Source organism: Methanobrevibacter sp. (genome assembly GCF_017427765.1).
In the GTDB taxonomy this organism is placed as follows: Archaea; Methanobacteriota; Methanobacteria; order Methanobacteriales; family Methanobacteriaceae; genus Methanocatella.
The window spans coordinates 1-19,798 of the sequence record NZ_JAFRSC010000022.1 but is presented as its reverse complement, the minus strand read 5'-3'; the positions used below and the strand labels follow the sequence as shown (position 1 = coordinate 19,798).

The following is a 19,798-nucleotide window of genomic DNA, read 5'->3' as shown; positions in this document are numbered from 1 at the left end:
AAAATTTATTTATTTCATAGCCCTAAGACGGACTTCAGGTTCTAATGCAAGAGGTTCGGCAGCTACAATTGCAGTACCTTTTGCTACAACAGTCATCGGGTCATCGGAAATTTCAATAGGAATTCCTATTTCATCGAAAATTCTTTCTTTTAAACCACGAAGTCTGGAACTTCCACCAACTGCAACAGAATTATTGTAAACACCCATCATCAATTCTGGAGATAATCTTTCCAAAATCATATTTAAGCCACCTACAATTTGTTGCATATATGGTTCTACTGCTTCAGCAACTAGCATTGAATCAATAACAACTTTTTTAGGCCTATTTGTTTCTAAAGATTTACCAATTACCTCAACACTCAAGTTTTCAAGTTGTTCTGAACAATGAACCATACCCACTTCAATTTTTGCAGATTCAGCATCATGAATACCAATAGCTACATCATATTTTTCTGCAACAAGTTCTACAATTCTATTATCTATATCGTCACCACCACATCTAACGGTTTCAATATCATTTATACCACCAAGAGAAATTACAACGACATCAGTTGAACCTGCACCAATATCGACAACCATAGTACCATTTGGCTCTGCGATAGGTAAACCTGCACCGATAGCTGCAGCTAATCCTTCACTAATGACCAATATATTTTGAGCACCAGCTTTTCTACCAATCTCTTCAGCAGCATTTTTTTCTACTTCAGATGCATCACCAGGAATACCAATAACTATCCTTCCAACACTTTCTCCTTCATTAATACCGATTTGCATTGCTTTAATAAGTAATGCTTGCGCTTGTACAACATTCTCAATTACTCCCTTTTTCAAAGGTCTAACTGCAAGAATGTCTTCCGGAGTTCTTCCAAGCATTCTTTTAGCTTCTTCACCAACAGCCAAAACTTCTGATGGATCATCTTTTTTAACTGCAACAACAGATGGAATTTGATATAAATCAAATTTATCTCCTGAAGGTTTTGCAATTACAGTGTTTAAAGTTCCTAAATCAATTCCTAAACTATTGCTAATGACTCTAGTATCATCAACTTGTGGTTCTTCCTCGTCTTTTCCGAAAATATTCATGGTTAATCCTCCGTTACAATATCTTTAAAGTCGATAACGAATATTTTATTAGATGTAGCTATGCTTTGAACTTTCCCAACGTCTGCATCATTTTTAATTGAAACTACAAGAGTTGTTAAAACAACTTCATTTGCATTGTAGAAAGGTTTTAAAGCAGATTTTATGAAATTGGGTAATCTAACTTCATTATTTATATCAACATCAATGAAACTAGTAGTATGAGATTCCTGAAGAGTTTTAAATTGAATTCTTGATTTCTCAAGTGCAGATGCTACATATTTAACAACATCATTCGGCCCAACAAGAACCATGATATTAGGCTCATCAGCCAAATATTTGCGAGATATCTGAACATATGCACCACCACCACTTCTAGTAATGTCTTTGAAATCATTAATTACAATAGAGTTACCATAAAGCATGATGAAATCAAATTTTTTATCCAATTTGCCTTCTTTTAATATTACATGTTCCCTGAATAAGATCTTTATAGTAGCATTGGATAAAATAGCTTTATATGCCATTTCATCAATCAATTCGACATTGCCTGCAATAACACACCAATTTTTTTCGATTTTATAATCTTTATCTGATGTGGCTCTTGCAGCTTGTCTAAGAACACGAATATTATCTTCAATCATTTAACTACTCACAATTCATTAATATTAATTCAGTTACTAAAAACAGATAACATAAAATTCAAAAGAATAAATGAATTTTCAGTCATCAATTTATAGTCTAACAATTAATATTTATTAAAAATATTATTATATATATTTTATCTTTCAATTGGTAATTTATCAAAAATAGTCAAAAAATCTCAAATTTTAAAGAGAACTAAATAGTTACTTTGACTAATTAAAAAAAGATACCTATATGCCAAGTAAATTTTAAAAAAGTAAAAAAAATAACAAATCAATAAAGAAACAACACTTATAAATAATTAAAAACAAATATAAATAAAAATAAGGCAGAAACAAAGACAAAATTAATAACATATGAAGTAAAAAGTATTACTGGAGTTAAACATGAAAATTGAAGATACAAATATTAAAAAATTTATAGCAATATCTGACATAATATCTCTATTAAATATGAGTTGTGGCTTTTTATCAATAATAAATGCCCTCAACAATAATTTTGAGTTATCTGCCCTATTAATGATATTTGCAATAATGTTTGACTCAGTAGATGGTTGGGTAGCAAGGAAAACCAACAGACAAGACACATTAAGATTCGGAAAAAATATCGATTCCCTATCAGATGTCGTATCTTTTGGTGTTGCACCAGCAGTATTCGTATATTCAACTATTAACACCACATCCCCCAATATTCAACTAATTGGCCTAATAGTTAGCTTATTAATTGTTATTTGTGGAGTCTTAAGATTAACAAGATATAATGTAATTGCCGATGAAATCGATACCAAAGATTTCATAGGATTCCCAATACCTGGAATCGCATTTGTAATTGCCACATTATATTTAAGTGGAATATATAACCCATATCTTGCTTTAGCATTAAGCATAATCATCTCTTTAATTATGATAAGTACCATTATTTATCCCAAATTCGACAATATTCCAATACTTGCAATATCATGCATCCTAATATTCTTGTTAATTCTTCCATTCAAACTTGTTATGTTTAATATTAATATACCAGCACTATTATTGTTAGTATTCTGCTTATACTACCTTATAATTAATTTAATTAAAAATTACATCCAATACTAATTAAATTAACCATCTACTTTTAATAAAATTATTAGGAGTAGAAAAATGAACAAAAAACCTAAAGATCCATTGTTCCCAAAAGGTTTTGGAAAAACAAAAGAAATTAAACAACAATATTATGAAGAAAATTTGCCAAAACCGAATAAAAAAGATGAAATAAGTCCTTTAAGGAAACTGAATCATAAAATCGGAATCTATTTGAATCCAAAATCAACAAAGATAACTGAAGATGAACAAAAAAGAAAGATTGGGATTATAATAACAACATTAATAATAATTACATTAATCATATCATCCTATTATTTCCTAATCTACCAGCCCCAGCAAGAAGAACTATCACTCATGAGAACAACAAAATTAAATGAACTTCACGACTTATATTCCGGACCGTTAATAACTTCACCAAATGCATTAACCTTGGAAAATAAAATTAACGATGCAAGAAATGCAGAAGAATTAGAAAACATCAATATTCTAACACCTGCAACGAAGGATTGGAAATCATACCATAAAAAATCAATTACGGCTAACCAAGATAAATACAACAGAACAATGGTCGTTTATGAAAATGAAAGCAAAGACGTTTTAATGAATAGTGCAGAAGCAATAAAAATCGTTAACGATAATGATGCAACAATATTATCCCAAATCAAATTCGAAAAACCGAATACCGTATCCGTACCAATACTCGTTTCCCGACTTCAGGCCGGAGCGGGTTTAATTAATGTAGGTAGCGTAGTAGATATCTATTTGAGTTCTAACTACAGTGAATATGATACAAATATCACCAACACAACAAGCCCTGAAATAAGCGGATGTACTGTTTTATCGATAATGAGATATGAGGAAAATGGGGAAATTGATTCTGAGTATTCAAAATCAAATATGAATGTTAAAGGAAATACAACATATCCGAAAGAAAATACTAAAGCATTTTCTTCAAATGTGTTGGAACTTCTTAAAGGATCCATTATTAAGGGATATGATGAAAAAGAAACAATCGACATGCTGAAAAATTATGGAGTCAAATTATCCAATTACGAACGTCAAATAAATCTAGGGGATTTGGATGCGCAATATATGCTTTTGATTGAAACACCAAGAGATAAAGTTAATTTCATGCTAAATAATATGGAAAATATAGTGTTAACAATTCCAACATCCAATGCACCAAATTGGATGATTAATGAAATAAATACCGCATACACCAATTAAAAAAATTATTATATTATGCAATACAAAAGTGATATTATGAATAAACCAACTATTTCAACAATAGTCATTATAATATGCATACTTATAATTGGATTATATGCCTTAGGAGAAGTCAACTATTTCTCAACTAAAGTTTCAATAGAAAGAAATATTGAATCTCCAGCAATTTTAATACCTTCCATAGGAGTAAATGAGAAATTAAATAATGTATCATTATCTCAGGGAGTATTGCATGAACCTACATCATATAATCCGCTTGATGGGGACGTATTACTATTTGGACATAGGACCCTGCAGGGTTCACCATTTTTAAGGTTGAATGAACTGAATTCGGGAGATAAATTGGTTCTAGAATGGCCCGGAATTGGAGAAATAACTTATACTGTAACTAATTCAACAATCGTGCCTGCAACCTACGAGCTTGTTGCTCAGGAAGGAGGAAACAAGCTGTATCTAATTACATGTGACCCGATAGGATCTACTGAAAACAGATTGATAATACAAGGAGAGGTGAGTGAAACCAATCCGCTCAATACAGAAATAATTAAAGACAATCCTCAAGAATCAAACGCATGGATTATAAGCGCAATATTCTTAATTGTAGGAATAATCTTTAGTTTCATATATCCTAAAAATCAAAGAATATTCATCTTAGCAGCAGTATTGATTATATCAGCAATATTATTCTACTGTTGCATGTTCCCAATACCGTCTGAAATTATTTACGATAAGATTAACTTTTTAAACGGAGGATTATAATGGATGTTGATAAAGAATACTTCTCAAATATAACAACCCGTGAAAGAGCCATATTTGAAGGCGCTATAAGTATGGGTGCACTATTTCACCAGTTCGTAGGAACCCCAGTGAATAAAAGTACTAAAAATAGCTTAGAGACAAGTATGGAAGAATCATTAAAGTTGCAACCTGCAATTGAAGATGTGAAAGTGAATATTCGCTTCGACAAACTTGAAGAATCAATGACCGAATTTGACTATACTTCACTTACAGGAGATATGCTGGATGTTAAAATCTATACAAAAGTAGATAATGTTGAAGCTATAATAAGAATAGAGTTTATTGAGGAGTTAAATTATCCTCTAATGTATGTTGAAAAAATTACAGAAGATTGAAGGTTAAAACAAATCTTTTAAATCTTCTAATAATTCTTTTATATGGGTTTTTTTAATATGATTCATTAAAACTACTCGGATGGATACTGGGCATTTAGCAACAGAAACTTTCCAACCTAATTTTTCTAATTTTTCAGCAAATTCATTAGTTTCGATATCCGGATGATTGAAAGCTAGAATATTTAATTCAGGTTTGCATATAACATCATATCCAATTTCAAGCAATCCATCATATAGATATTGAGTATTTTTCATTAAATCTTGTGCCAAATCGGCATATCCTTCTTTTCCAAAATAGTTCATTATTGCATAAGTTGCAGCTGAAGATGCACCTAATCGAGTACCCACAATAGTGGATTGAGTTTTTACAGTCAGATATGGAGAATCAACGGCCATAACTTCCAGATACTCTTCTTTTCTAAAAATTATTCCCCCAGCAGGAATTGGTGCCAATCCCATTTTATGAGGATCAACAGTAACGGAACAAACACCAGGTAGGGAAAAATCAAAAGTAGGTAAATCATATCCCCTTTGTTTTAAAAATGGAATAGAAAAACCACCGAATGCAGCATCAACATGGAAATAAATATTATTATCAAAAGCTATTTTTGAAATTTCTTCAATAGGGTCAATTAATCCCAATTCAGTAGTACCTGCAATAGCTACAATTGCAACAGTCTTATCAGAGATTACTTTTTTTAATGAATCAACATCGATTTTATAATTTTCATCCAATTCCGCTTCCACAATTTTCAAATTTAACATATCAGCTGCTTTTTTAAAAGAAAAATGTGCAGATTCAGGGATGATTATTTCACCGTCAACAATTCCTTTATATTTTCTTGCATGGTTTCTAGCAGCACGGATAGCCATGAGATTAGCTTCAGTACCTCCAGTCACAATATTACCATATGCAACATCAAGAGACAATATTTCACCAATAGATTGAATAACCTCATCTTCAATACGTTTTGTTCCTTTAAAAAGGCCAGGATCACCTAAATTTGTATCAAGAAATTTGCAATAAACTTCTTTTGCAAATGGATGTGCCTCAGTACACATTGATCCTAAAATCCTTCCATCAGAATAATTATAATCCAATTCATGGAGTTCGGATAATTCTTTTAAAATATCATCTTTATCTACTGGTTTATCTTGCATAAAACAACCTAACTAAACATTATTATAATAAAAATAAAAATAAAAAAGAGAAATAAAAAGATTATTCTAAACGTTTACGTGCAGCGTCAAGAATAATTTTTTGTTCAGCTCTAGCAACAGTCTTTCTAACTTCAGCAATAGCATCAGTATTTGAAGATACACTAGTAATTCCAAATGCAACAAGTTTTTCAACAATGTGTGGAACACTACCTGCTTGACCGCAAATACTACATTTAACACCCGCTTCAGCACATTTTCTAATTGTTCTTTCAATTAATTTCATTACTGCAGGGTGTTCTTCAGTGTAGTGTTTTGCTACAAACTCATTGTTTCTGTCGACTGCAAGAGTATATTGAGTTAAATCGTTTGTTCCTAAACTTACAAAGTCGATTCCAACTTTAATATATTCATCAATCATTATTGCAGCTGCAGGAATTTCTACCATCATTCCAAACTCAACATCCTTGTGAGGTTCAAAGCCGACTTCAGAACAAAGTGCTTTAGCTTGTTTAAGTTCTTCAGGACTTTGTGATAATGGAATCATAATACCAATGTTAGTGTATCCTTTTTCATGTAACTTTTTAATAGCTTTAAATTCACATTTAAGGATTTCAGGTTGGTCCAATTCTCTTCTGATACCTCTCCAACCGAGCATTGGATTGTGTTCTCTAGGTTCGTTTTCCCCACCTTCTAAAGTTATGAATTCATCTGTAGGTGCATCTAAAGTTCTGTACCATACCGGTTTTGGATAGAATGCATCTGCTACAATCATAACATTGTCTGCAATGGTGTCGATTAATTCATCTTCTCTTCCATCAGCAATGAATTTGCCAGGGTGAATACCTGAAGTTAACATTAAATGTTCGGTTCTTAAAAGTCCAACACCATCAGCACCAGTAGCTGCTGCTTTTTCTGCTGCTTCAGGCATACTTACATTAGCTTTTACTTCAGTAACAGTTATTATTGGGGCTGCTTCAACAGCACCTCCTTGAACTGGAGCTTCAGGTTTGGTTTCGGAAATTCCATCAAATACTAAACCTTTTTTACCATCCAATGTAACACCGGATTCCTCTTTTAATGTAGTTGTAGCATCACCAGTTCCTACAACACAAGGAATTCCGAGTTCACGGGAAATAATTGATGCATGGCAGGTTACTCCGCCCTCATCAGTTACAATACCGCTTGCTCTTCTCATAGCAGGAACCATATCAGGAGTGGTCATGGTAGTAACCATGATGTCGCCATCTTTGATTTTATCTAACTCATCAATATCCAGAACAATTTTAACTTTACCAGATGCCATTCCAGGACTTGCACCAAGACCTCTTACAAGAACTTCACCTAAATCTGAAGATTCATCACCAGTGTCTTCTACTGCATCGCCTAAAGTGGTAATTGGTCTTGCTTGTAATAAGAATAAATTGTCTCTTTCAAATGCCCATTCAGTATCCATTGGTTCACCATAATGAGCTTGAACCCTTTTACCCATTTCAGTTAATTCAATGAGTTCATCATCAGATAAAACTCTTTCTTTTCTTTTTTCTTCAGGAACTTCAACTTTGACACTAGTACCGCTTTCATCATTAGTGTACATGACTTTTTTATCACTAATGGTTACATTGATAATTTCATTGTTCTTTTTGTCAACTTGATAATTATCAGGAGTTACATCACCGGACACTACTGATTCACCAAGTCCCCAAGATCCTTCAATTAAAGCAATTTCTTCACCGGTAGATGGATTTACAGTAAACATCACACCAGCTTTGTCTGCAATTGCCATTTTTTGAACAACAACTGCAATATAAACTTTAGAATGTTCAAAGTCATTTTCTTCTCTGTAGAAAATAGCTCTAGCTTCAAATAGTGAAGCCCAACATTTCCTAATGTATTCAATTACTTCATCATCACCAGAAACATGTAAGAAAGTATCTTGTTGACCTGCAAAAGAAGCTTCAGGTAAATCTTCTGCAGTAGCTGATGACCTAATTGCAACATCAGTATCATCTTCACCAACTCTTTGACAAAGTTCATTATAATATTCACGAATAAAGATGACTAAATCTTCTGGAATAGGAGCTTCAATGATGATACTTTTTATTTCTTCAGCAGCTGCCTGAAGAGCTTTGGTATCATTAATATCAATTTCATCAAGAATGCTCATGACTTTATCATTAATTCCCGCTTCGTCCATGAACTTTTCATAAGCTTGTGCAGTTACTACAAAACCAGGTGGTACTGGAATACCTGCTTGAGTTAATTCACCCAAATTAGCACCTTTTCCACCGGCAATTCCAATGTCGGATTTATTTAAATCCTCAAATTTTACAACATACATGAAATATAACCTCTTGGATTAAAATTTAAATAAATTGACAATAGTTTAGATAGAAAAAACAACGTCAATACTATATATTAAATATTAATTTTAAAGTTTAAATATTTAATTATAAAAATCGAAAAATCAGTAAAAAAAAGTTTATAAAAATTATAAAAAAAGAGTGAAAAGAAATTAATTAAAAAAATTATTTAATTAATTCTGCGCCTTTGTCAACAACTATTTTGCATGGAACTGGTAATTTCATACCTGCTCTTTTTAATGCAACTTTAGCCTGTTCAAAGTTTTTTTCTTGGCAGTCAATAGTGATGACTCTTTGATCTTTTTTAACAATAGCTTCAACACTGATTGGTTTACCGAATGCGTTTCTCATACCACTTTGTACCCTATCCGCACCTGCACCAGTTGCCATCGGGTTTTCTCTTACGATTTGGTGAGGATATACTCTTAATTTTAAGTGGTAACCCATTCTACCAGCAGCTCTTTGCATTAATCTGTTAGAAGCAATCCTTGCTGCTTCTAAGGAGTTGTGTCTAATTTGAGCTGGTTTTTTAACAGCTAAACTTAAAGATACAGGGAATTCATCTCTTAAATTACCCATATCATATTGTACAATTCTTGAATTTGGGGTTTTTCTAATATAATCTCTTCTTGTATAAGCACGAACCATAATTATTCCTCCGAAATGAAAATAACATGATAAACATGTCTAATTAAAAAATAGCTATATAATTATTAAATTCCAATGATAGCTATATAAAAATCATATATCGTAATATATAGAATACTTAAATATATTAATTAAGTCATTAATAAATGTTACCATATTTTCAAAAATGTATTGATAAAAATTAATTTATACATCAAATATAATATAATATTATTATTGAGAATGAAGTGAAAAAAATGAAAATAAACGGATCAATAAGACTAAATTATAAAACTGAAGAATTTGCTTGCTTGATATATAATTCATTAGAAATTGATAACGAAAATTATCTTGAAAGCAATCTAAACAAAAATACTATCGATTATAAAATAAATAGTGAAAGTTTAGGCAGTTTCCTTGCAACAGTTGACGATTTGATTGCTTCAGAAATAGTTGCGGAAAAAATAATTGAAAAAACAAACAAATCATGAAAAGATATATATGAATAAAAATAATAAATATATACATTAATAAAATTTATTCGTTAGAGTGTGTAATTTATGGAATGTCATTATCATCCTGAAAGAGAGGGCACAGATATTTGTGCAATATGTGGAAAATCCATTTGTAAAGAATGTGGTTTAGAAATTGCTGGAAAAATTTACTGTAAAGACTGTTTGGAAAAAATTGTAGGCCTTGGATTAGATAATTCTAGCCCACAAGAAACAGTTGAACCCGAACCGGTTCATGTTGAAGAGCAACCTGTTGAAGAAAGTGTCTACCAACCGCAAGAAGACTATGAAATACCATATGCTCAGGAAGAACCTGTTCAAGAATATAAGGCAATTAGTGATGATTCTCCATACAACATAAAAGACAATATTGAATATAGTGGAGGATTGGAATCATCCTATTTAATTGAAGATGAAAGCATTTATCAGCAAGCCCCACAACAAGTTGCACAAGACGAATATGAATATAATCCTCAAGAGGAAATTCAACAACAAGCAGCACCTCAAGAAGATGACTACATTTATCCAGATCACTCTTATGAACCTCAAAAAACAAGTGCAAGACAAGATCTTGAGGACAAATATGAAAAATATTTAGATGACTTGTATTTTGATGAAAAGGAAGTTCCTTTAGGTGAACAGTTAGCAAAAGATGAAGAACAATACGGTTCTCTAACAAAAAAGGAATACAAACCTAGACCTGTTGAACAACCACCTAAAGAACAGGTAACTAGAAAAGTAGCTCCAAGAAATGAGACTCCAGAAGAAATGGAAGCAAGAATTAGAGCTGAAATTGCTAGAGAAATGAGTGGTGACAAATCCGTTGATAAAAACATCCATAACTTAAATTACCAGGAAGAAAAAGAACCAATGGGTGTTGTGGATATACTATTAACTATAATCTTAATTATAGTGATTTTAGTTGTATTGTACTACATAATATACTTGTTCTTCTTAAATGCAGCTTATCCAACATATATGGATGCTATATTCGCACTTAAGAATCCGCAAAATGTTATCAATACAGTTTTAACACGTTAAAATAATGAAATATTTTCATTATTTATCTTTTTTTTAAATATTTCTAAACTATTTTTATTTTTATATCCTAAAATTCTGATTACTGAAGGATATTTATCAATATATTGTGAAATTACTTTTTTAGGTATCGGATTTTCTAAAATACTTAATACCCTTTGGCGGAAATGTGTTGAAAATCCCTGAAGAATAGCATCCTCAAGTTGATTTAAATCATCATAATACCTATTGTCAATAATATTTTGAGCTAATTTTTCATTAAACAGATTTAAATTGGACAATTCCTCAAAACTGTAATTATTTGCCGTATCTAAAATTCTATCGACATCTCGAATACCATAAATGATGGAATCATTTTTAATTTCACGTTTTAAAACCTCAATGGTTTTGGAAGGCATCATGTCCAATACATTATCAAAATTATCTTCCAAAATGCTTTCACGGATAAGGGTGCCGCTGACCCCACCTATTCTCTCAACAAAAATAAACTTATCAGCATAATCAAAACCAATTTTACTTAATGAATTGGCAAAAGAGGTTATTACATAGTTGTCTTCCTCCAATTTACCTTTTAACAGAATCTCATTAGTAGTTTTATCTACAATTTTATATGGTTTTGAAGCTACATGATGTCCCATGTTAATTCTTTTTAATATTTCATCCATTCCTTCAACAGGTTTATACCCCCTAGGAATATAATCAGTGTTTAAGGCTTTAAACATTTTACAAAGGCATAATGAATACTGGCCCGAACCCATTATTCCCATAGGAGGTCCTTCAACTACAATATCTGCACCAACAGAAATTGCAATTTCTGCCCTAAGTTCCCTTGGTAATATATATGGTATTCCTCTCCCACTTCTTTCAAATAATCCCGGCACAACAGCTACAAATAATGACTCATTAAACATATGTTTTGCAGTTTTCATACAATGAAAATGACCATTATGTAAAGGATTATACTCAGTAAAATCTGACACTAAAATCTCATCTGAAGTGGTATCGGAAATTTTATAATCCTGAGACAAATCATTCAAAAATAATTCATAATCCCTCTTCAGAATGTTTGAAACTTGAGACATAAAAATAAATATATTTATTAAATTAAAAAAAGATTATGTTTTAAAATATAAACTACATATATTAAACTAAAGTAATGGGGATTTGACAATGAATTTAGTTATAAAAAATTGTAAACTTGTAGATGATGCTGGAGAACATTTTATTAAAATAGAAAACGGAAAAATAATTGAAATTTCAAAAAATCCTATAAAAGCAGATAAGTATATCGATGCAAAAAACAATTATATTCTACCAGGCCTTATCGATCCCCACGTTCATTTTAGAGATCCCGGACTAACACAGAAAGAAGATTTTAAAACAGGCAGTTTAAGTGCGGCTGCCGGAGGATTTACAACCGTGATTGATATGCCCAACACCATTCCAAAGACCAATACCTACAAAGCACTGAAGGAGAAAATTGAAATTGGAAATGAAAAATCTGTGGTTAACTTTGAGCTTCAGGCAGGACATAATGAGCTAAAAGAAATGGAAAAAATGGTTGAGCTTAACCCTGTCTCATTTAAAGTTTTCATGGATTTGGAAACTGACGAAAGCCTAGAAGAAATATTTTCCAATTTAGGCCATCTGAAAGATACAACTGAATATAATGGACTTGTCTGTGTACACTGTGAAAAACAGTCAATAGTACAGGAAGAAACCAACAAATTAAAACAAAAACAGGAAAACAAAGCAATAGACTACAGTTATGCAAGACCTGCAAAATCAGAAGACGAATCAGTTGCACAGGCCATAAAACTTGCAGGTGAAAACAATTTACGTTTACACATTTGCCATTTAAGTTCCGCAAAATCATTGTCTCTTGCGAAAGATGCAAGTAAAACAATGCATGTAAGCTGGGAATTTACACCGCATCACTTATTGCTGGATAATTCAGCATATAATACATATGGCACATTCATAAAAACCAACCCCCCACTTAGAGAAAAACGTGACAGCATTTCATTAAATGATTTAAATTCAACTTCCATAATCGGAACAGATCATGCCCCTCATACACTGGAAGATAAAACAAAAGGTGTATGGTCATCATCTCCAGGAATCCCTAATTTGGAAACAGTAGTTCCATTACTTTTAACAGAAGTCAATAAAGGAAACATTGATTTAAAAATAATCCCAAAAATATTATCTGAAAATGCTGCAAAAGTATTTAATCTTAAAAATAAAGGAAAAATAGCTGTCGGATATGATGCGGACTTAACATTAATTGATTTAAAACAAGAAGGCAAATTCGACATTGATGAATTTAAAACAAAAGCAGAATATTCTCCGTTTGACGGTTGGAAATATATTGGAATGCCTATAATGACAATCGTTAATGGAAAAGTAGTAATGGATAAATTAAACTGATTTTTTAAAAAAAGAAAAAATTAAGGTGTGTTTACACACCTATTTATAACATAATGCGTCTTCAGGACATGCTTCAAGACATTGACCACATAAAGTACAGAATCCTGCAATTGGTAATTTAGGATTTTCTGTTTTGTGAATCATGTCATAAGGACATGCTTCGATACAGTCACCACATTGATCACATTTAGATGGGTTGAATGCAATTCTGTCTCTAGCGACAGGTTCGCCGTCAATAGTGATTTCGTATTGTTCAACTTTTAATGCATCGTTAGAACATACGGAAGCACATGCTCCACATCTAATACAACTAGTGAAAGATGGTTCAGCATCAGTTTCTACTAAAGCAGGGCAGGACATACCAGTTTTGGTAACTACACGAATAGCTTCAGTAGGACATTTGTTAGCACATGCACCAATGAAGTCACATTTTTCTGCGTCTCTTCCGATACCTTCTGCGTCTACAGGAGCACCTTCACCCCATTCGACTTCAATGTCTAATGCATCAACAGGACACATTTTTACACATAAGCCACATGCAGCACAGACACTAGGAATAGCAACAGTTAAACTTGCACTGTTTGCAGAAATAAAGTCTCCAGGACATGCTTCTACACAAGTGTTACAACCAATACATTTAGCTGAATCGAAAGTAAATGAAGTGATTTCTTTAGAACGTTTAACAGGTACTTTTTCTGCAATAAATATTGCATTCCAAGGACAAGTTTGGGAACATAATCCACATCTAATACAATCATCATTTACAGTAACTGGACTTCCAACTTCTTCAAGAGTAATTGCACTTACAGGACATGGTTCAACACAGGTTCCACATCCAACACAATCTTTGATGTAAACAGGACCTTTTCCTTTGAGGTCAAGTTCATATTCAGCAGGTTCTTTAAGACCAGGAATACCAATTACATCTACTGGGCAAATGTCAACACATTTTTGACACATTACACAGAATCCTTCAACTTCTTTTAATTTAGCACCAGTGACATTAATAGTTTCTTGTGGGCAAACTTCAGCACATTTACCACAGGAGTCACATAAAACAGAGTTGAATACTAATCTGATTTGAGTAATTCCATCAGCAATTTCGTATTCTTCTGCTTTTAATGCACCTTGAGGACAAACATCTGCACATTTAGGTTCTTCCCCACAAAGGTCACAGTGAATAATAGATTCAGGTGTTACTTCAATAGCTGATGTAGGACAAGTACCTTCACAAGCACCACATTTTATACAGCCATCTTCGTTAAATACTATCATTTGTAAAAAACCCCCTTAAATTTAGAATTTTTTAATGAGGTTTCCTTCACTGTCTACAATATCTACTTCAGCTAATCTCATTTGACTATCCATTGAGTGGGTAGCACAAGATAAACATGGGTCGTAAGCTCTGATAACCATTTCCATTAAGTTGAAGATTTCATCGCCAACTTCCATACCTGGTTTGATGTAATCTTTAGCAACTTGGTGAATACCCATTTCCATAGCTGGGTTGTTTTGGATTGTAGCAACAACAATGTTAGCGTAATTACATAATCCATTATCATCAGATTCGTAATGGTGGATTAAAGTACCACGAGGTGCTTCTACAATACCTACACCTTTACCTTCAGTTCTTTCTAATTCATCAGGGAATTTTTGAGCTGATAAGTCTTCTTCTAATGCTGCAGCAGCACATTCAGCAGATGCTAATAATTCAATGAGTCTAGCATAGTTGAATAATAATGGTGCTTGAGCATATCCAAATGCATCACGGAAAGCTTTAAGAGCTTCTTGTGCAAGAGGTGCTTCTTTAGGCATTTGGTCACATACGTTAATCCTGGATAATGGTGCAACTCTGTAAATACCTTCTGGGTATCCTAATTCTTTAATGTAAGGGAATTTTAACCAGGAGTAAGGTTTTACATGTTCTGCAACAATGTCAACATATTCTTCATTTCTGTATTCGAACATGTCGCTTCCATCTTTATCTCTGAATCTGATATTACCGTTATATACATCCCAAGTTCCATCAGGTTTTACAGTACCACAGTGTCTTGTGTCACCGAAGTTACCTAATGAAGATATTAAGTCAATGTTTTCTTCAAATACTGGAATAGCTAAGTCTAAAGTAGCTTGTGCTAATTCAACATTTTGTTTAGCTCTTTCAAGTAAATCTTTTTGAGTTTCATCATCTAATTCGGTAGAAATACCACCAGGAGTGGATGAAGTTGGGTGAATTGGACGACCACCGATTTTTCTAACCATTTCTAAACCGTTTCTTCTGATGTTAATAGCTTGAAGTGCTATTTCAGGCATGTCTTTAATTACTTGGAAAACATTTCTAGTTTTTCTAGTTCCGTTTGGAATGATTAAATCTGGTGCTGCTAAGAAGTAGAAATGAAGAGCGTGGGAGTGCATGTAGGAACCCCAGTTCATAATTTCTCTCATTCTGTATGCTGCAGGCAAGATTTCATAATCATCGTAACCGAAAATTTGGTCAACTGCTTTAGCAGCTGCTAAGTGGTGTTGTACATCACAAATACCACAAATACGAGGTACTAATCTTGGTAATTCTTCTACAGGACGACCTGTTAAGAATTTTTCGAAACCTCTGAATTCCATAACGTGTAATCTTGTTTCTTGTACATTTCCAGCATCGTCAAGATGTACTGTAATTTTAGCGTGTCCTTCAATACGAGTGACAGGCTCCATAGTAAGTTTAACCATTTTATTCTCCTCCTTTCTGCATTTTAATTGGTACTAAAGCAGCAGGTAATGTGTAAGTATAGAAAGTACCTACAATATCATCTAATTGATCTGCGACAGTTTCAGGGTCTACAGTTTTATCTTCTTGTACACCGTAGTCAGATGCAATCGCACTGATCATTTTTGCTCCTTGGTCTAATACTTTAGCAGTAGGACCGTAACATCCTCTACATTGGATACCAATGGAAGGACATTCTGCACCACATAATGATACGGTTGCAGGACCCATACATACTAAACCTTGAGTAATTAAACATAAATCAGGTTCAGGAGCACCTAATTCAAATTGTCTTTTAATGAAGTCCATAGCTAAACCTGCAGGTGGTTTTTCTCTAGGACATACTTCACAAAGGTTGGTTGAAGGTAATTCGATTGTTTCGCCTCTTAATAATGTTAAAATAGCTTCTGCTACAACATCAGAACGAGGTGGGCAACCTGGAATCATTAAGTCAATATCCATAACTTCACCAATAGGTCTTACTCTGCTTTCGAGATGAGGTACATCTTCGTGAGGAATAATTCCTTCAGGGTTTACAGTAGATACAGAGTTAATGTATGCTTCTTCTTCTAATTCTTCAACAGTCCATAAGTTTCCGAGACCTGGAATACCTCCGTAACATGAACAGGTTCCGTAAGCGATAACCATATTAGCTTTTTCGTTTAACATTTCGGCTAATTCTCTGTTTTCATCGTTTCTTACTCCACCTTCGACAATAATAATGTCTAATTCAGGTACTTCATCATATTTAGTATCCATGAGTACAGGGGAAAATTCAAAATCTGCAAATTCCATTACATCAATTAAGGATTCGTGGAAATCCGCAATGGATAAGTGGCAACCGGAACATCCGCCGAACCACATAGTTCCTATTTTTACTTTATCTGCCATATTCATTCCTCCAATCTATCTTTCAGCATCTAATTGTTGTTTTAATGGAGCTGGACCTAAATCTTTGATTCTGTTAACCATCATTTTAACAGATTCAGAGAATTTTTCACCTTCGGATGCGGAAATCCAGTCGTGGTGAACTCTTTCTTTTCCAATTCCCATATCTTCAACTAATTTATAAATTAATCTCATTCTACGATCTAATTTGTAGTTACCTGCATCATAGTGGCAGTCACCCATGTGACATCCAGCTACAAATACACCGTCAGCACCTTCTTTAAATGCTTTTAAAACAAATTGTGGATCAATTCTTCCAGAACACATTACACGAATAACTCTAATATTCGGTGGGTATTGCATCCTTGCAGTACCAGCTGTGTCTGCTCCTCCATAGGAACACCAGTTGCAACAAAACATTACAATTTTTACATCATCAGCCATAGAGTTTCTCCTCCTCTATAAATATTTTTTTCCGTCTTTAGAAAAATTTAAATCTTTCTAAATCCAATTTTAAAGTTTTTTAAAAAATTTTAAAATTTTTCTTTTAAGGAATACTGTTTAGGTATGCCTTAAAATCACAATTTATGTACTTAATGAGCTAGCTCAGCAGAACATTATGTACTGATTAATATATTTCATTAATAATTAATATAAAGGTTACTTAGAAACTAAAGCCAAAAGGTTTATATACTATAAAACAAGAATTCTTGAGAATGAAGTTAAATCAAAAAAACAAGAAAAAAAGGAAAAAATAGATGGAATTACATTCCATCAAGACTCATATCAATCATATTTTGAGTTTGTTGAGCTAATTCATCAGGAAGCCCAGTAATATCCATGTTTAAAAATCCTCTTACAATCATGGATTCCGCATCTTCTTCGGAAATACCCCTTGAAGTTAGGTAATTAATCTCATCTTCATCAATTTTACCTACAGCAGCCTCGTGAGATAATTCTAAGTTTGCAGAACTAGCTTCAAGTTCAGGAACTGCATAAATTAAACTGTCATCAGATAAAACTAATCCACTACATTCCAAGTGTCCCCTAACACCAGGAACAGCTCCGGACAAATGACCTCGGGCATAAATTTTAGATTCATCCTGAGCAACAGCTCTTGAAATAACTTCAGCACGGGCCCCTTCAGCATTAAGTAAAGCTCTAGAACCCACATCAATGATAGAATCTTTTTTACCGCCCTGAATAGATTGGAAAATAGCTCTTGAGTTTTTACCATCACAATAAGCAGTAGGATAAGATTGTAAAGTACTTACAGGACTGGTTAAAATATAATTATTGATATAAGTTGAGTTATCACCTAATTTGATTCCAGTTCTTGGGCGCACTTCAACTTGTTCAGCCCAATTATGAACCATAGTGAATGTTATTTTAGCACCAGGTTTTAAATACATCTCAGATACGCCAACGTGCATTGCAGAAGACACATCATCACCAGTTGCACAACCGGTAATCAAGTGAAGTTCAGAGTTTTCCTCAGCAATAATTACATTGTGTGCAGTTTGCATAATATCCTCATCACTGATAAACATACAAGCCTGAACAGGCATTACTTCACAGGTATTAGGAAGAGATCTTACAAAATAACCGCTTTTAACACCATCTTTTTGCTCTCTTAAAGCAGTTTTAGCAGTGTATTTATCAGCATCAGGTTTAACAACATTCCACAAGTAATCTTCAAGCCAATTATATTTTTCCAATGCAATTCCAATATTCATCACTTCAATGGAATCAGACATAGTGTTATTTGTAAAAATATTACTTTGGTCAACTTGTAAAAAGGAACCTGACCTGTTTTTTTCGTCAGTATCAACACCTACTTTTAAAAGATCTGATTTGGTCTGTTTATTTAAATCATTCAAATCATCAATCATGTCCAAAGCATTAACAGTTTCATCAGTGAAGTTTTCAATAGTTACATCAGCACCGATTGCTGCTTTTTTATCTTTTGCTCTTTCAGCATCTTCATAAACATTGCGCACACTCAACACATCCATTAAAACCGTTTTTTCTAATATCTTCTAAAATTTCAGACGGGTTTCCAGAACAGGAAATGACCCCATCAATTAAAACATGCGCTTTATCAGCACTAACAAAATTTAAAATATAACCTAAATGAGTAATTAAAAGTCCACTTCTTTTTCTACTGCGTTGTGGTTTATCTTTATCCAATAAAGTACCAATTTCAGAAGCTAATAATTCTACATTTTCAATATCCACACCGGAATCAGGTTCATCAAACATGGTGAAATCCGGCATTTGAGCAAGCAACTGCAAAATTTCGGAACGTTTAACTTCCCCTCCGGAAAATCCTAAATTGACATCACGATTTAAGAACTCATCACTGAATTTAAGTTGTCTAGCCAATTCTTGCATTCTAGGATTTAATTCATCACTAACATCCTGATTAGAAATGATTTTCAATAAATCTCCTACTGAAACTCCCCTAATTGCAGGAGGTGTTTGAAAACTTACTCCAATACCTAATTTAACTCTTTCTGCAGTGGATAACCCAGTAATATCCTGACCTTTAAATTTGATAGTGCCGTTAACAATTTTATAATTTGGAAAACCCAAAATTGTTAAAAATAAAGTACTTTTACCTGCACCATTAGGTCCTAAAAGAACATGAGTTTCTCCTTCAGCAATAGAGAGATTGATATCCTTTAAAACTTTTTTACCGGCCACTTCAACCGCCAAATTTTCTATTTCAAGCAACATATAATCACCTTAAAAAATAAAATATGAATTTGTTTTATAATAATATAATTATAATTAACTAACTATAAATAGTTAACAATGGTTCTGGTAGATGAAAATAATTTAAAAAAAATTA

At 32.9% G+C, this 19,798-nt stretch carries 19 protein-coding genes; 7 read left to right on the top strand and 12 right to left on the bottom strand.

Going from position 1 to position 19,798, the window contains the following annotated elements:
* Positions 1–9: 9 nt before the first annotated feature.
* Positions 10–1,083, bottom strand: a complete 1,074-nt coding sequence (locus IJL02_RS06125; protein WP_292813122.1) for a rod shape-determining protein — start codon at positions 1,081–1,083, stop codon at positions 10–12.
* 2 nt (positions 1,084–1,085) lie between these two features.
* Complete coding sequence (locus IJL02_RS06120) at positions 1,086–1,724, bottom strand: hypothetical protein (protein ID WP_292813119.1); 639 nt, start codon at positions 1,722–1,724, stop codon at positions 1,086–1,088.
* A gap of 387 nt (positions 1,725–2,111) precedes the next feature.
* On the opposite strand from IJL02_RS06120, the gene IJL02_RS06115 reads away from it, so the two are divergent.
* The 4 genes from IJL02_RS06115 to IJL02_RS06100 are packed head-to-tail and all read left to right on the top strand — an operon-like array spanning position 2,112 to position 5,167.
* The gene (locus IJL02_RS06115) at positions 2,112–2,819 is read left to right on the top strand and encodes an archaetidylserine synthase (RefSeq protein ID WP_292813116.1); all 708 of its coding nucleotides are present in this window, start codon (positions 2,112–2,114) and stop codon (positions 2,817–2,819) included.
* A gap of 45 nt (positions 2,820–2,864) precedes the next feature.
* Complete coding sequence (locus IJL02_RS06110; RefSeq protein ID WP_292813113.1) at positions 2,865–4,034, top strand: DUF515 domain-containing protein; 1,170 nt, start codon at positions 2,865–2,867, stop codon at positions 4,032–4,034.
* Between the two features lie 36 nt (positions 4,035–4,070).
* Complete coding sequence (locus IJL02_RS06105; RefSeq protein ID WP_292813109.1) at positions 4,071–4,793, top strand: class E sortase; 723 nt, start codon at positions 4,071–4,073, stop codon at positions 4,791–4,793.
* Entirely contained in the window at positions 4,793–5,167 is a 375-nt protein-coding gene (locus tag IJL02_RS06100) for a dihydroneopterin aldolase family protein (protein ID WP_292813104.1), read from the top strand. The genes IJL02_RS06105 and IJL02_RS06100 overlap by 1 nt, the downstream gene beginning before the upstream one ends.
* Positions 5,168–5,170: 3 nt before the next feature.
* Here IJL02_RS06100 and mfnA read toward each other — a convergent pair whose 3' ends face one another.
* From mfnA to rplJ, 3 genes are all read right to left on the bottom strand, one after another.
* Positions 5,171–6,328 (bottom strand): tyrosine decarboxylase MfnA, encoded by a 1,158-nt coding sequence (gene mfnA, locus IJL02_RS06095; protein ID WP_292813097.1) that lies wholly within the window; start codon positions 6,326–6,328, stop codon positions 5,171–5,173.
* A 61-nt stretch (positions 6,329–6,389) separates the two neighbouring features.
* Positions 6,390–8,666, bottom strand: coding sequence for a phosphoenolpyruvate synthase (gene ppsA / locus IJL02_RS06090; protein ID WP_292813094.1), 2,277 nt, complete (start codon positions 8,664–8,666; stop codon positions 6,390–6,392).
* 187 nt (positions 8,667–8,853) lie between these two features.
* Positions 8,854–9,336 carry a 50S ribosomal protein L16 gene (rplJ, locus tag IJL02_RS06085; RefSeq protein ID WP_292813088.1) on the bottom strand — a complete coding sequence of 161 codons (483 nt, stop codon included), beginning with the start codon at positions 9,334–9,336 and terminating at the stop codon, positions 8,854–8,856.
* 236 nt (positions 9,337–9,572) lie between these two features.
* On the opposite strand from rplJ, the gene IJL02_RS06080 reads away from it, so the two are divergent.
* Complete coding sequence (locus tag IJL02_RS06080) at positions 9,573–9,806, top strand: KEOPS complex subunit Pcc1 (RefSeq protein WP_292813084.1); 234 nt, start codon at positions 9,573–9,575, stop codon at positions 9,804–9,806.
* Between the two features lie 69 nt (positions 9,807–9,875).
* Positions 9,876–10,868 (top strand): ATPase, encoded by a 993-nt coding sequence (locus tag IJL02_RS06075; protein ID WP_292813080.1) that lies wholly within the window; start codon positions 9,876–9,878, stop codon positions 10,866–10,868.
* Here the strand turns inward: IJL02_RS06075 and IJL02_RS06070 are convergent.
* The gene (locus tag IJL02_RS06070; protein WP_292813077.1) at positions 10,865–11,947 is read right to left on the bottom strand and encodes a nucleotidyltransferase family protein; all 1,083 of its coding nucleotides are present in this window, start codon (positions 11,945–11,947) and stop codon (positions 10,865–10,867) included. The two genes, IJL02_RS06075 and IJL02_RS06070, sit on opposite strands and share 4 nt — an antisense overlap.
* Positions 11,948–12,035: 88 nt before the next feature.
* Between IJL02_RS06070 and IJL02_RS06065 the strand changes: the two genes are divergently transcribed.
* Entirely contained in the window at positions 12,036–13,295 is a 1,260-nt protein-coding gene (locus IJL02_RS06065) for a dihydroorotase family protein (protein WP_292813073.1), read from the top strand.
* Positions 13,296–13,334: 39 nt separating this feature from the next.
* On the opposite strand, the gene IJL02_RS06060 is transcribed toward IJL02_RS06065, so the two are convergent.
* The 6 genes from IJL02_RS06060 to IJL02_RS06035 all read right to left on the bottom strand — a co-directional run bounded on the left by IJL02_RS06060 (position 13,335) and on the right by IJL02_RS06035 (position 19,683).
* Positions 13,335–14,570, bottom strand: a complete 1,236-nt coding sequence (locus IJL02_RS06060; RefSeq protein ID WP_292813069.1) for a 4Fe-4S binding protein — start codon at positions 14,568–14,570, stop codon at positions 13,335–13,337.
* A 21-nt stretch (positions 14,571–14,591) separates the two neighbouring features.
* Entirely contained in the window at positions 14,592–16,019 is a 1,428-nt protein-coding gene (locus IJL02_RS06055) for a Ni/Fe hydrogenase subunit alpha (protein ID WP_292813066.1), read from the bottom strand.
* Between the two features lies 1 nt (position 16,020).
* Entirely contained in the window at positions 16,021–16,947 is a 927-nt protein-coding gene (locus tag IJL02_RS06050; protein WP_292808755.1) for a F420-nonreducing hydrogenase, read from the bottom strand.
* 15 nt (positions 16,948–16,962) lie between these two features.
* Positions 16,963–17,388 (bottom strand): hydrogenase iron-sulfur subunit, encoded by a 426-nt coding sequence (locus tag IJL02_RS06045; protein WP_292813061.1) that lies wholly within the window; start codon positions 17,386–17,388, stop codon positions 16,963–16,965.
* 320 nt (positions 17,389–17,708) lie between these two features.
* On the bottom strand, positions 17,709–18,959 hold the full coding sequence (locus IJL02_RS06040) for a SufD family Fe-S cluster assembly protein (RefSeq protein ID WP_292808753.1): 1,251 nt from the start codon (positions 18,957–18,959) through the stop codon (positions 17,709–17,711).
* Entirely contained in the window at positions 18,928–19,683 is a 756-nt protein-coding gene (locus IJL02_RS06035; RefSeq protein ID WP_292808751.1) for an ABC transporter ATP-binding protein, read from the bottom strand. Before IJL02_RS06035 ends, IJL02_RS06040 begins: the two co-directional genes overlap by 32 nt.
* Positions 19,684–19,798: the final 115 nt, after the last annotated feature.